At 31.3% G+C, this 13,586-nt stretch carries 16 protein-coding genes; 14 read left to right on the top strand and 2 right to left on the bottom strand.

From position 1 onward, the window contains the following. The first annotated feature begins 47 nt into the window (after positions 1-47). Genes CD135_RS00445 through dltD form a run of 5 tightly spaced genes read left to right on the top strand, consistent with a single transcriptional unit; the run spans position 48 to position 4,317 of the window. A complete protein-coding gene (locus CD135_RS00445; RefSeq protein WP_084819046.1) occupies positions 48-191 on the top strand; it encodes a teichoic acid D-Ala incorporation-associated protein DltX in 144 nt (47 codons plus the stop codon). 15 nt (positions 192-206) lie between these two features. Then, the gene (dltA, locus tag CD135_RS00450; RefSeq protein ID WP_070044944.1) at positions 207-1,667 is read left to right on the top strand and encodes a D-alanine--poly(phosphoribitol) ligase subunit DltA; all 1,461 of its coding nucleotides are present in this window, start codon (positions 207-209) and stop codon (positions 1,665-1,667) included. Then, positions 1,664-2,884 (top strand): D-alanyl-lipoteichoic acid biosynthesis protein DltB, encoded by a 1,221-nt coding sequence (gene dltB / locus CD135_RS00455; RefSeq protein ID WP_064211450.1) that lies wholly within the window; start codon positions 1,664-1,666, stop codon positions 2,882-2,884. The genes dltA and dltB overlap by 4 nt, the downstream gene beginning before the upstream one ends. An 18-nt stretch (positions 2,885-2,902) precedes the next feature. After that, positions 2,903-3,139 carry a D-alanine--poly(phosphoribitol) ligase subunit 2 gene (gene dltC, locus CD135_RS00460; protein ID WP_064205348.1) on the top strand — a complete coding sequence of 79 codons (237 nt, stop codon included), beginning with the start codon at positions 2,903-2,905 and terminating at the stop codon, positions 3,137-3,139. Beyond that, complete coding sequence (gene dltD, locus CD135_RS00465; protein WP_064211449.1) at positions 3,136-4,317, top strand: D-alanyl-lipoteichoic acid biosynthesis protein DltD; 1,182 nt, start codon at positions 3,136-3,138, stop codon at positions 4,315-4,317. Before dltC ends, dltD begins: the two co-directional genes overlap by 4 nt. Before the next feature lie 199 nt (positions 4,318-4,516). Here the strand turns inward: dltD and CD135_RS00470 are convergent, their stop codons facing one another. After that, complete coding sequence (locus tag CD135_RS00470; protein WP_017001072.1) at positions 4,517-4,759, bottom strand: NifU family protein; 243 nt, start codon at positions 4,757-4,759, stop codon at positions 4,517-4,519. Between the two features lie 108 nt (positions 4,760-4,867). Here CD135_RS00470 and CD135_RS00475 point away from each other — a divergent pair, with 108 nt between their 5' ends. After that, on the top strand, positions 4,868-5,191 hold the full coding sequence (locus CD135_RS00475) for a YuzD family protein (protein ID WP_064205346.1): 324 nt from the start codon (positions 4,868-4,870) through the stop codon (positions 5,189-5,191). A gap of 27 nt (positions 5,192-5,218) precedes the next feature. Here the strand turns inward: CD135_RS00475 and CD135_RS00480 are convergent, their stop codons facing one another. Then, positions 5,219-6,283, bottom strand: a complete 1,065-nt coding sequence (locus CD135_RS00480) for an NAD(P)/FAD-dependent oxidoreductase (RefSeq protein ID WP_103268580.1) — start codon at positions 6,281-6,283, stop codon at positions 5,219-5,221. 152 nt (positions 6,284-6,435) lie between these two features. Between CD135_RS00480 and CD135_RS00485 the strand changes: the two genes are divergently transcribed. From CD135_RS00485 to CD135_RS00520, 8 genes are all read left to right on the top strand, one after another. Next, a complete protein-coding gene (locus CD135_RS00485; RefSeq protein WP_017001040.1) occupies positions 6,436-6,672 on the top strand; it encodes a YuzB family protein in 237 nt (78 codons plus the stop codon). Between the two features lie 13 nt (positions 6,673-6,685). After that, positions 6,686-7,045 carry a HesB/IscA family protein gene (locus tag CD135_RS00490; RefSeq protein WP_017001039.1) on the top strand — a complete coding sequence of 120 codons (360 nt, stop codon included), beginning with the start codon at positions 6,686-6,688 and terminating at the stop codon, positions 7,043-7,045. A 162-nt stretch (positions 7,046-7,207) separates the two neighbouring features. Further along, entirely contained in the window at positions 7,208-8,422 is a 1,215-nt protein-coding gene (locus tag CD135_RS00495) for an NAD(P)/FAD-dependent oxidoreductase (protein ID WP_017001038.1), read from the top strand. A 62-nt stretch (positions 8,423-8,484) separates the two neighbouring features. Beyond that, positions 8,485-8,805, top strand: coding sequence for a YuiB family protein (locus CD135_RS00500; protein WP_017001037.1), 321 nt, complete (start codon positions 8,485-8,487; stop codon positions 8,803-8,805). Positions 8,806-8,821: 16 nt separating this feature from the next. Then, a complete protein-coding gene (locus tag CD135_RS00505; RefSeq protein WP_103268581.1) occupies positions 8,822-10,303 on the top strand; it encodes a leucyl aminopeptidase family protein in 1,482 nt (493 codons plus the stop codon). A 175-nt stretch (positions 10,304-10,478) separates the two neighbouring features. Then, the gene (locus CD135_RS00510; protein ID WP_084819047.1) at positions 10,479-11,798 is read left to right on the top strand and encodes a Na+/H+ antiporter family protein; all 1,320 of its coding nucleotides are present in this window, start codon (positions 10,479-10,481) and stop codon (positions 11,796-11,798) included. 21 nt (positions 11,799-11,819) lie between these two features. After that, positions 11,820-12,191: a PaaI family thioesterase gene (locus tag CD135_RS00515; RefSeq protein WP_017001034.1), complete on the top strand. Its 372-nt coding sequence runs from the start codon at positions 11,820-11,822 to the stop codon at positions 12,189-12,191. 260 nt (positions 12,192-12,451) lie between these two features. Continuing rightward, the gene (locus CD135_RS00520; RefSeq protein ID WP_070044948.1) at positions 12,452-13,270 is read left to right on the top strand and encodes an SDR family oxidoreductase; all 819 of its coding nucleotides are present in this window, start codon (positions 12,452-12,454) and stop codon (positions 13,268-13,270) included. Positions 13,271-13,586: the final 316 nt, after the last annotated feature.

The following is a 13,586-nucleotide window of genomic DNA, read 5'->3' on the forward strand; positions in this document are numbered from 1 at the left end:
TTATACATATAATATAAAAATAGAATAAAAACAAAAGGAGATTATCAATGGAAAAAATTAGAGAATTTATTAACTCTGAGAATTTTAAACTATTTAGTTTATCCATTTTCTATTTCCTAATCATGCTTATTTTATTTTGGATTTATGCTGGTGGAAGTGCGAGCAATAATTTCATTTACAATGAGTTTTAGTAAAGGAGTATGTTTATGAGAGACGTCATAGAACAGTTATCATACATGAGCGATAATCATGGTGATAATGAAGCGATTTGCTATAGAAATAATATGATGACATATAAAGATTTAGATATTTATTCAAGTAAATTAGCAACTTTGTTAAAAGATACATCTCAGCCTCTTGTAATTTATGGTCATATGTCACCATTTATGATTGTAGGTATGATAGCAAGTATTAAAGCGGGTATAGGTTACGTTCCAATTGATACTTCCATACCTAAAGAACGAATAGAACACATTATAGATAAAGTTGAACCAAAGTATGTATTCAATACTACTGAAATTTTATTAGATAAAAAGAATATTAAACAAATAACTGTAAATGAATGTAAAGAGGCATCTATTAACCTCGAAGGTACTAAACAATTGAAGATGACAGATATTGTTTATACGATTTTTACTTCGGGGTCCACGGGGCTACCTAAAGGCGTTCAGATTACATATGATAGTTTATTAGATTTTACTGAATGGATGCTAAAACTCAATCAATTAGGCGAAGGTAAGAAATGGCTGAACCAAGCACCATTTTCATTCGATTTATCTGTAATGGCAATTTATCCATGCTTAATGTCAGGTGGTACTCTAGAGCTTGTTGATAAACAAATGATTGAGAAACCAAGAGATCTTTATGAAATGTTAAATGATAGACATATTGAGAGTTGGGTCTCTACGCCATCTTTTGTTGAAATGTGCTTATTGTTACCAGGGTTTGACGATAATACGTATCCTAACTTAAAACAATTTTTCTTCTGTGGTGAGATATTCAGTCACAAAACTGCTCAAAAACTTATAGAGAAATATAAAGAAGCAACTGTTTACAATACATATGGTCCAACAGAAGCTACAGTCGCAGTGACGAGTATACAAATAACTCAAGATATACTTGATTCATTTAACCCTTTACCAGTTGGGAAAGTAAGGGAACAATCAGAGCTTAAATTAGCTGATAATGGAGAGCTCATTATTAGTGGTAGAAGTGTTAGTAAAGGTTATTTAAAAGATAAGGAAAAAAATGAAAAAGCTTTTAGAATTGAAAGCGATACAAGACATTATTACACAGGAGATAAAGCAGAGTATAAAGAAGGTTATTGGTTCATACAAGGTAGAATAGATTTTCAAATAAAGATTAATGGATATCGCATGGAATTAGAAGAAATAGAATTAATTTTAGAACGTTTGCCACAAGTTAAGCAAGCTGTTGTATCACCAATTAAAAAAGGTGAGAAAGTTCAGTATTTATATGCGACGGTTGTTTTATTAGAAAAAAGTCTTGAAAGTGATATGGAATTAATACACAAGATGAAACAAGAACTTAAACAACATTTACCAGAGTATATGATTCCTAGAAAGTTTAAATTTACCGATCATTTACCGTTAACACCAAATGGTAAATTAAATCGAAATAAAGTATTAGAGGAGTTAGAATCATGATTCCATATGGCGATTTTACTTATTTCTTTATTACTTTATTGTTGATGTTACCAGTCATAATACTAGGGTTAATTGGTAAAAGAAGTCTTATATATAATAGGTTCATCACAATTGTTATGCTCGTTCTTATTTTCTCAGACGATAATAAGAATATATTTGATAATAAGTATTTGAGCTATCAACTTATTTTCTTTACTTTATATGTTATTTATCAAGTGCTGTTAATAAAAAGTTACATTAATATCACTAAAAAAGTAAACGAATTTAAGGTGTTTGCTTTTATGGTATTTCTATCAATATTACCTTTAATACTCGTTAAAGTACTTCAAAGTAGTTGGCTAGGTGAATATCAAATAACGATACATGGAAATAAAGTGATAGAATTTATAGGTTTCTTAGGGATTTCTTATATCACATTTAAGACAGTCCAATTAATAATGGAAATACGCGATAAAAGAATTAAATCAATAGAAGTATTAAAATTAATAGATTTTATCACTTTCTTTCCAACTATTTCATCAGGACCAATTGATAGATACAAAAGATTTATTAAAGATGAAAATAAAATTCCATCAGGTGAGGAATATTATAATCAGTTAATCAAAGCTATCCATTTGGTATTTATGGGATTTTTATATAAATATATTATCGCATTTTATATAAATGAATTAGTCTTAAAAACGATACCAATTGAGACAGATCATACGTTTTTAAATTACTTATTTTATATGTATGGTTATAGTTTTTATTTATTCTTTGATTTTGCTGGTTATAGCTTATTCGCTATCGCATTTAGCTATATGTTCGGTATTCAAACACCTGTCAACTTTAATAAACCTTTTCAATCTAAGAATATTAAAGATTTTTGGAATAGATGGCACATGAGTTTGTCATTCTGGTTTAGAGATTGCGTTTATATGAGATTTGTATTCTTTGTTTCAAAAAAGAAACTAATTAAAGATAAATTGCTTATTTCTAATTTAGGATTTTTATTAAACTTTGCAATTATGGGTGTGTGGCATGGAATTGAAATAAATTACATACTATATGGTTTATATCACGCAATGCTGTTCATAGGTTATGGCTATTACGAACAATGGCGAAAAAAACATCCACCTAAATTTAATAATAAAGTAACCAATTTTATAGCGATACTAATTACATTCCATAGTGTTGCATTTGGATTTTTATTATTCTCAGGAAAGTTAATACATTAAAAAAAAGGGAGTTAAATTATGAGTTTTGAAGAAAAAGTTTTAGATATATTAGCAGAAGTTGCAGAAAATGATATTGTTAAAGAAAATCCAGATATTGCAATATTCGACGAAGGTATAATAGATTCATTCGCTACAGTTGGATTATTAATAGAAATTCAAAATAATTTAGGGATTGACGTTACAATTACTGATTTTGATAGAGATGAGTGGGCAACACCAAATAAAATCATAGAAGTGCTTAAGGAATTACAATGAAAATAAAGCTAATATTACCATTAATTTTTAGTGGTATACTGTTTGGTCTATTTCTATTAATGCCAGTAGAATGGTTTTCTGCGTTTTCAAAAAGTGAAAATATCAATAAAGAAGCTACCTCATTAAATGATTCAATATTAAAAGGTGTACACTCGCAAACTGAAATGTTACAAAGTAGAAAATACTATCCCATTTTTGGTTCTAGTGAATTAGAGAAACAAGATATATTTCATCCTGCGTACATACTGAATGATAAAAATGCTAAACTCAAACCTTATTTAATTGGTACAGGCGGGTCTACTGACTTGATTCATGCTGTAAATATTGGGAGCCAATCTCATAACCTAAAAGGGAAAAAATTAGCGATTATTATTTCACCTCAATGGTTTACGAATTATGGTTTAACTAACGATAATTTTAGTGCGAGATTCTCTCCATTACAAGCAGATCATTTATTTGTTAGTGAAACATTAAGTCCTGAAATAAAGAATAGATTTGCTAAACGATTGATAGAATTTAAACAATTAAAATCTGATCCTTATTTAAAATCTATTATTAAATCGAAAAATCATCAATATAAAGAAGGCACTTTCATGAATAATTTTGAATACAGTATTCATGAAAAGCATGATGCATTGAAATCTCTTTTTGGTAAAGAAAAATCACCTTTACAGCACTCGCACAATAAACATTTTCAAAAAATGGATTGGGAAACAATGAAATTATATGCCTCTCAATATGGTGAGCAAAATTCAACCTCTAATAAATTTGGTATGAACGATCAATATTGGAGTTTATTAAAACAACAAAGGAAACGTTTTAATCGAAGTTATGAATTTAATAAAAACTCAGTAGAATTTGATGATTTGCAGTTGTTAATAGATACATTGAAAGAAGCAAAAGCAGACCCGTTATTTATTGTTATACCTGCTAACGGTAAATGGTATGATCATATACACGTTGATAAAATGAAGAGAGAAGCGGTATATCAAAAAATAAATCATACAATCACTTCGAATAATATGAAAGTTTATGATTTAACTGACAAAGAATATGAACCTTATGTAATCACTGATGCAGTCCATATTGGATGGAAAGGTTGGGTTTATATTAATGAGCAAATGTTGAATCATATAAACGGAGAATACAACGAAAATGTGAGTAGAAAATACAATTAATAATTCAGGCAGAAATAATTATCACTACAAAAACAGTAGAAATTCATTATAAATATTGAATTTCTACTGTTTTTTTATTTAAAAAATATTTTGAAAGCTTGAAATTAAAAAAGGATTTATCCATTAGATATTCTAATGGATAAATCCTTGACTCTCTATAGATGTCTTATATATTTAGGTTTATTATTTTATGATTAAGTTAGAATACTTGTTCGACTTCAACGACACCAGGTACTTCTTCTAATAAAGCACGCTCTATGCCAGCCTTTAATGTAATAGTAGAACTTGGGCAAGTACCACAAGCTCCTAATAGGCGTAATTTAACAATCCCATCATCCACATCTACTAATTCACAGTCGCCACCATCTCGTAATAAGAATGGTCTTAATTTCTCAAGTACATCACTAACTTGATCAAACATTGTTTGTTGTTCGGTAGTCATATATTAATACTCCTCTCATCAAGTGTTATTAGATACATTAATCTTATTAATCTATTATAATAGAAATAACGTAAAAAATCTATTTATGGAACTAGGAGGATTTTATAAATGTCCAAAGCAAGTATTGTCGTATATGGTGCAGATGTTATTTGTGCCAGTTGTGTGAACGCACCCTCATCAAAAGACACTTATGAATGGTTGCAAGCTATACTAGGGAGAAAATATAATCATATAGACTTCGAATTTACGTATATTGATTTTATGAAACAAACTGAAAATTTAACCGATCATGATCAACAATTCATTGAAAGAATAAAAGAAGATGAATTATTTTATCCGCTTGTTACAATCAATGATGAATTAGTTGCAGATGGTTATATTCAACTCAAACCGATTACAAAATTCATAGATGAACACGTGGATGAGAAATAAAAAAGTAGCAGAATTCTGCTACTTTTCTTATCCGTTATGATATTTATATAACCATAGAACACCAGACTTAATAACTCTTGCTAATCGACCGGTAACAGTCTGTTCCATTAAGTAGGCAAAGCCTTGTTTTTCTCCTAATGAGCCCACGAATCCTTGTGGTTTAAGTTCTGGCATTTTTTCTGGTAATGGTTTATTTGCCCATTTTAGTTTCATTACTTCAGCAATTTGATCAGCTTGTATTTCTGCTAAATATGCACTCGGTGCATGTGGTAAAGCTGCACAATCACCAACAATATATACATTTGGATATGTCGGAATTTGATGATATTGATTGACGATAACTCTACGGCCGTCATTAGTATCGACCGGTAAATTTCGAACGATTTCTACTGGTTGAATACCAGCAGTCCAAACTACTAAATCTATGTCTTGAGCATCATCGTTATTGTATAATTTACCCGGTTCAACTTTCGTTATATTTGATTCAGGAATGACTTCAACATTATGTTTAGCAAACCATTTTTCTACGAATTTACTTAATTTTTCTGGAAATGCTGGGAGAATTCTTGCACCTCTATCAAATAATTTAATTTTGATATCTTCTCTGCTCTCACGTAGTTCACTTGCTAATTCAATGCCGCTTAAACCGGCTCCCACAACCCCAACAGTAGAACCACTTGGTAAGTCAAATATTGCTTGGTACGTTTTTCGTGCATTTTGGATATTTTGAATACTGAGTGTGTATTCTTTTGCGCCAGGAACATTGTGATATTTATCTTCACAACCCAGACCAATTACAAGTTCATCATAGTCGACTCTTGTGTCTCCTACAGAAATAATTTGATTGTCTAAATCAATATCTGTAATTTCCCCATATACGGTATTGATTTTCTTGTCATTTGGAAAATTTACTCGAATTTCTTTGTCTGGTTTTGTACCTGCTGCTAAAGTATAAAATTCAGTTTTTAAACCGTGAAATGGCATACGATCAATCAGCGTAATTGAATAATCGGAAGGTAAAGCGTTAGGGATAATATCCTTCATCAAACGCATATTACCGTATCCGCCCCCTAATAATACTAAGCTTTTCATCGTTATTCTCCTTTGTCCATAAATCAAATTTCTATAAATTTGTATGTATATATTTTATAATATATAAGTATACATTTAGTATAATCGTTTTTGGCATAAACTACAATGAATGTTAAAATAGATAATGAAACGAAAGTGAGTAGGTGAATACATTGAACCCGATTGTCGAATTTTGTATATCAAACTTGGCTAAAGGCGCTGATGTAGTGTTTAACAAGCTCGACAATGATCCAGATGTAGACGTACTAGAATATGGTTGTCTACAAAATTGTGGACCATGTGCAAGAGGGTTATATGCATTAGTAAATGGCGATATGGTCAAGGGCGAGACACCGGAAGAATTACTAGAAAATATATATAGTCATATAGAAGAAAATTGGATTTTTTAAGGAGGAATAAATTATGTCAACAGTAATTTTAACTGAAGCAGCAGCATATGAAGTTAAGGATATGATGGAAAGTAATGGTATGCCAGACGGTTACTTAAAAGTTTCTGTTAAAGGTGGAGGTTGCACAGGTTTATCATACGGAATGTCAGCAGAAGAAGAACCATCTGAAAATGACATGGAATTAGAATTTTATGGTGTGAAAGTCTTAGTAGACAAAGAAGATGCACCAATTTTAAATGGCACTACAATTGATTTCAAAACATCATTAATGGGTGGCGGATTCTCTATTGAAAACCCGAATGCAATTGCTTCATGCGGTTGCGGAAGCTCATTCAAAACTAAAACTGTAACAGGTACACCAGAGAATTGTTAATCCCTTAATATTAATAGTGTGTGACACTTGAAATTATATTGATAAAAATATACAATATACTTTGTATGTAAAGAGTATTAGAATTGCTTGTGACAAAAAACACAAAGTGACACGACATCCCTTCAGGTGTCAAACAATATTTAGAAAGTATAGGTGAAAATAATGGGATTTGAACGCAAAAAAGTTCTTGTATTAGGGGCAGGATATGCAGGCTTACAAACTATAACTAAATTACAAAAATTAGTTTCTAACCAAGATGTTGAGCTTACACTTATTAACAAAAATGACTACCACTATGAAGCTACATGGTTACATGAAACTTCAGCAGGTACGTTAAATTATGAAGATGCTTTATACCCAATAACTTCAGTAGTTGATAGAAACAAAGTAAACTTCGTAAAAGCAGAAGTAACTAAAATTAACAAAGATTCTAAAAATGTTGAAACATCAAATGGTGTATTTGATTACGACATTTTAGTTGTTGCGTTAGGATTTGAAAGTGAAACATTTGGAATTGAAGGTATGAAAGAACATGCTCTTCAAATCGAAAACATTAATACTTCTCGTCGTATCGCGAAACATTTAGAAGATAGATTTGCAAATTATGCTTCATCTAAAGAAAAAGATGAAAATGATTTAGCTATTCTTGTAGGTGGCGCAGGATTTACTGGTGTTGAATTATTAGGTGAATTAACTGAGCGTGTTCCTGAGTTGTGTAAAAAATACGGTGTAGATCAATCTAAAGTGAAAATCACTTGTGTTGAAGCAGCACCAAAAATGTTACCAATGTTCTCAGAAGAATTAGTTGATTACGTTGTTCAATACTTAGAAGCTCGTGGTGTAGAATTCAAAATCTCAACTCCAATCGTTGCTTGTAACGAAAAAGGCTTCGTAGTAAAAGTAAATGATAAAGAAGAAACATTAGAAGCTAACACTGCTATATGGGCTGCAGGTGTTAGAGGTAGCAAACTAATGGAAGAATCATTTGATGGCGTTAAACGCGGTCGTATCGTTGTTAAAGACGACTTATCAATCGATAACTATGACGATATCTTCGTTATTGGTGACTGTTCAGCAGTTATGGTTGGTGAAGGCGACAACAAACGTCCATTACCAACTACAGCACAAATTGCTATGCAACAAGGTGAACACTTAGCAGAAAACATCAAAAACATCTTCAATGGTGAAAAAACTGAACCATTTAGTTACGATGACAAAGGTACTGTTTGTTCTCTAGGTAGCCGTGATGGTGTTGGTGTTGTTATGGGCCGTGAAATCACTGGTAAAAAAGCAGCATTCATGAAAAAAGTTATTGATACTCGTGCCATCTTCAAAATCGGTGGACTTGGTTTAGCCTATAAAAAAGGTAAATTTTAATTGCAAGATAATTAAGTAAGAGACCTGCATTAGGCGGGTCTCTTTTTTAAAGGAGGTTAGCCATGATATCTTTACCACAAGTCATTATATCAATGGCATTGTTTTTCGTATTATTCTTTGGTATTGCTTTTATATTGAACATGCTACTAAAAACAACATGGTTGATGGTTATATTATATCCATTGGTTATATTTGCTATCGTTGATAAAATATCAACAACAATGTATTTCACTAATCCTTCTACAGCATTTTCAAAGTTATTAACTGGAATAACACATATACATACTGCAGATATTTTAATGCTAGGTTCTGGATGGGTTGGCGCAATAGTAGCTGGTTTTGTTATTCGTAATTTAAGAAGAAGCGGTTATTCAATGTTTTAAAAAAGGGGAAATATATATGAAATTACAAATTGAAAAACAGTATTCTACAAATAATCATCCGATTGTTATAGGTTGTCCGAGTCATTTAAATCAAATGCAAAATTTTGATGAAGTAAATAACATATTAAATAACCAATTAGATGATATGAAAAAACAACAAGTTATAAGCAGTGAATTAGGAGAAATTACGTCTTCTGCTGTCATCATCGATAATCAAATTGTTAAATTAATATCTGTTGGTTTAGGAAATTTAAAAGAAATCAAAGAGAAAGATTATCAAAAAATTTATGGTCAATTAAGTCGTTATTTAAGCTTGAATAAAATTGAACAAGTTAATTTATTAGATAACACATTCGTTTCTCAAAATGTCACGAATGAATCACGCTTATATCATCTTGGGTGGATGTCTCAACAATCAGTATTTAATTTTGATAATTATAAATCTAATAAATCTGCTCCAATTGAAACTAAAGTCACGTTTATAACAGAAACGAATGATGATATTTTAACGAGTTTCAAACAAGGAGAAGTGCTAGGAGATAGCATTAATTTAGCACGTACTTTCTCTCAAACACCTCCAAATATATTGACGCCTGAATATTTTGCTAATCAAATTAAAGTAAACTTTGAAGATACGAACGTAGAAGTTTCTATTAAAGATGAACAAGCTATTAATGAAGAAGGTTTCGGTCTAATAGACGCAGTTGGTAAAGGATCTATTAATCCTCCGAGGTTAGTAACGTTAGAATATAAAGGTTCAGCTGATGCTCCAATAGCATTAGTTGGTAAAGGGGTAACGTATGATTCTGGCGGTTACCAAATTAAATCAAAAACAGGTATGCCTTCAATGAAATATGATATGAGTGGTGCTAGTAATGTAGTTGCAATGGTGAATGCTGTAGCTCGTTTAGAATTGCCAATTCATATTGTAGCAGTATTGCCATTAGCAGAAAATATGATATCTAATAAAGCTATGAAACCAGACGATGTATTTACATCCTTAAGTGGTGAAACGGTTGAAATTACGAATACCGATGCTGAAGGAAGACTTGTACTAGCTGACGGTGTTACTTATGCTAAACAATTCAAACCAGAATTAATTATGAACTTTGCGACGCTAACGGGTGCTGTTGTAGCTGCGTTAGGACTTGGTAAAACAGGTATATTCTCTAGTGATGCCGACCAATATTTAGATGCAGTTAAAGAAGCTTCTAAATATTCAAATGAAGTGAGCTTTAAGTTACCAATTACTGATGAAGAAAAGCAAGATATTCAATCTTCGGATGTAGCTGATTTAACAAACTGTGTTTTAAATAAACATGGTAAAGCGTTATTTGCAGCAGCTTTTGTGACGCATTTCAGTGAAGACGTACCTCATTTACATTTTGATATTGCTGGTTCTGCTGATACAGAAAAAGATACTTATCGTGGACCAAAAGGTGCAACTGGTGCTATGATTCCTACTGTACTTCACTTTTTGAAAAATAAAATAAAATAAATTATAAAAAGTAATCCTGTTCTATTAATTTGTCGAGCAGGGTTATTTTTTTATAGTATTTATCTGAAAATTTAGAATTAAGCAGCTGTTATTGACATGTTTTCAATCAACTGATATGATAAGTTCATCATTTTACTTTATCGTGGTAGAGAGTTAAAGAACAGGAGAGGGTTTTTTGGAAATAAATGCAGTGTTAGTAGCAGTTATAATTATGATTATACTTTGTTTATTAAGATTAAATGTAGTATTAAGTATATTTATTGGCGCTTTAGTAGGCGGATTATTAAGTGGTATGTCTCTAGACAAAGTGATTGCTACTTTTGGAACGTCTATTGTTGATGGGGCTGAAGTTGCTTTATCATACGCGCTATTAGGTGGATTTGCAGCTTTAATATCATATAGCGGTATAACAGATTATATCGTCGGAAAAATCATACAATCAGTGAAAAAGGAAAATTCTAAAGATAGCAGAGTAAAAATAAAAATCATTTTAGTTGCAAGTTTACTTGTTATCTCAATATTGAGTCAGAATATTATTCCTGTTCATATTGCATTTATTCCAATTCTTATACCTCCATTAATCAGTTTATTTAATGAATTAGAAATGGACAGAAGACTTATTGCTACAGTAATTGGCTTTGGACTATGTTTCCCGTATATATTATTACCATACGGATATGGTCACATATTCCAGTCCATCATTTTTGATTCATTTGAAAAAACAAATATTGATATTGCTTTTAATGATATTTGGAAAGCAATGCTCATTCCAAGTATGGGATATGTATTTGGTTTAATTTTAGCCATCATCATATATTGGAAACCTAGAAAATATAAAAAAATTAAAGTCGAAGAAGACGAAGAAATTGGAAAATTAGAAACATACCCTCTAGTGGTTACGGTTATTGCCATTTTAGCTACTTTTATAGTGCAGACTTTTACAGAATCTATGATATTCGGTGCGTTAGCAGGTATTTTAATCTTTTTCTTCTCTGGATTATATAAATGGAGAGACTTAGATGCTAAATTAGTAGAAGGTATTCAAATTATGGCTTATATCGGTGTCGTAATTTTATCAGCAAATGGATTTGCAGGTGTTATGAATGAGACACATGAAGTTGGTGCGCTTGTTAAGAGTTTAGCGACTATTACAGGAGACAACAAAGCGTTTAGTATCATTATGATGTACTTAATAGGTTTAGTTGTAACGTTAGGAATAGGATCATCATTTGCGACAATTCCTATCATTGCAAGTTTATTTATACCATTTGGACAAGAAATAGGATTAAGTGCAATGGCGCTTATAGCTGTCATAGGTACAGCAGGTGCATTAGGAGACTCAGGTAGTCCAGCGAGTGACTCAACATTAGGACCAACTGCAGGATTAAATGTAGATGGGGAACATGATCACATTAGAGATACGTGTATACCTAACTTCTTAATTTATAATATTCCTTTAATCATATTTGGTTTCATTGCTGCTATGGTATTATAGTAGTGAATGGGGGATAAAAATATGAATTTATTAGATCATCTTCAAATGAAGACATTAGATGTTAAACATGGATATATTGCTATTTCAATGCCAGTTACCGATAACGTTAAACAACCATTTGGATATTTACATGGAGGAGCTACAATCGCTTTAGCAGAAACTGCAGCCTCTATGGGAGCAAATGCTTCTTCTAAAGAAGATGAAATACCACTTGGTTTAGAGATTAATGCAAATCATATTAAATCAGTACAAAGCGGTACTGTAACTGCAATAGGAACAGCATTACACATTGGTAAGACAACACAAGTGTGGGATGTTAAAGTTACAGATGAAGATAATCAGTTAATTTCAGTCATTAGAGCGACTATCGCTATTAAAAAAATTAGAAAATAAAGAGAGCAAGACAGAAATCATATTTAAAAAAGATTTCGTAGTTCTGCCTCGGCAAGGTTGACTATAATTGAAAAAGTCTAGTATAAGCTCAATTATAATTCAGTTAACTACTGCCAATATAACAAAAACGAGTCTGAGACATTAATTATGTCTCAGGCTTTTTATTATTTTAAAAAACGGGTATATGAATATTGTGGATGATATGTAGAATTCAAAGTAATTGTATTTCATTCATCTTTTAAAGGAGTGTTATTAAAATTATGAAAAGATTAGAAAATAAAATTGCAGTTATTACAGGAGCTAGTACTGGTATAGGTTTTGCTACAGCTAAACAACTAGCTTCTGAAGGCGCTGACGTTATTTGTATGGATATATCCGATGAATTAGAAAAATCAGTGAAACAAATTAATGATGAAGGATATAAAGCTACTTCAATGAAAGTTGATATTTCTAAAGAAGATGAAGTAAGAAAAGCAATAGATGAAATCAAAGAACAATATGGTAAAGTTCATATATTATTCAATAATGCAGGGATTGACCATAAAGCAGGAAGAATTCATGAATATCCTGTTGAAGTATTTGATGATTTAATGAATGTGGACTTAAGAGGTACTTTCCTTGTTACGAAGTTCATGTTGCCATTAATGTTTGAAGAAGGCGGTTCTATTATTAATACAGCTTCGTTCTCTGGACTAGCTGCAGATTTAAATAGATCTGGTTACAACGCTGCTAAAGGTGGCATTGTAAACTTCACAAAATCAATTGCGATTGAATATGGTAGAGAAAACATTAGAGCAAACTCTATAGCACCTGGAACGATAGAAACACCATTAGTTGATAATTTAGTAGGTGATAAAGAAGATAAAGCAGGCGAAGAATTTAGAGAAAATCAAAAATGGGTTACACCTTTAGGTAGATTAGGTAAACCAGAAGAAGTAGCTAAACTCGTACAATTCCTAGCCTCTGATGACAGTTCATTTATCACAGGTGAAAATATAACAATTGATGGTGGCGTAATGTCATATACATGGCCAGGCGATATGCTTAGCGATAAAAGTTGGAAAGAAACAACGAAATAAAAATTATTAATAAAGAGAGTCCGGCACATTAATAGTTGTATCGGACTCTCTTCTTATATTGGATTAAAACGTTATTGAATGTTGTTGGATTAATTAAGTCAAAAATCCAATAAGAGCCTGTTTAGTTGGATTAATTAAGTCGAAAATCCAATAAGAGCCTGTTTAGTTGGATTAATTAAGTCGAAAATCCAATAAGAGCCTATTTAGTTGGATTAATTAGAATATGTCCATATAATTGTGTAATAAAAAAAGAGCCAAATATAGCTCACTTTAGTACAATGTAATCGACTAAGAAAATATTGTAGAGGTGACCTAT

It is taken from the genome of Mammaliicoccus lentus (genome assembly GCF_002902755.1).
In the GTDB taxonomy this organism is placed as follows: domain Bacteria; phylum Bacillota; class Bacilli; order Staphylococcales; family Staphylococcaceae; genus Mammaliicoccus; species Mammaliicoccus lentus.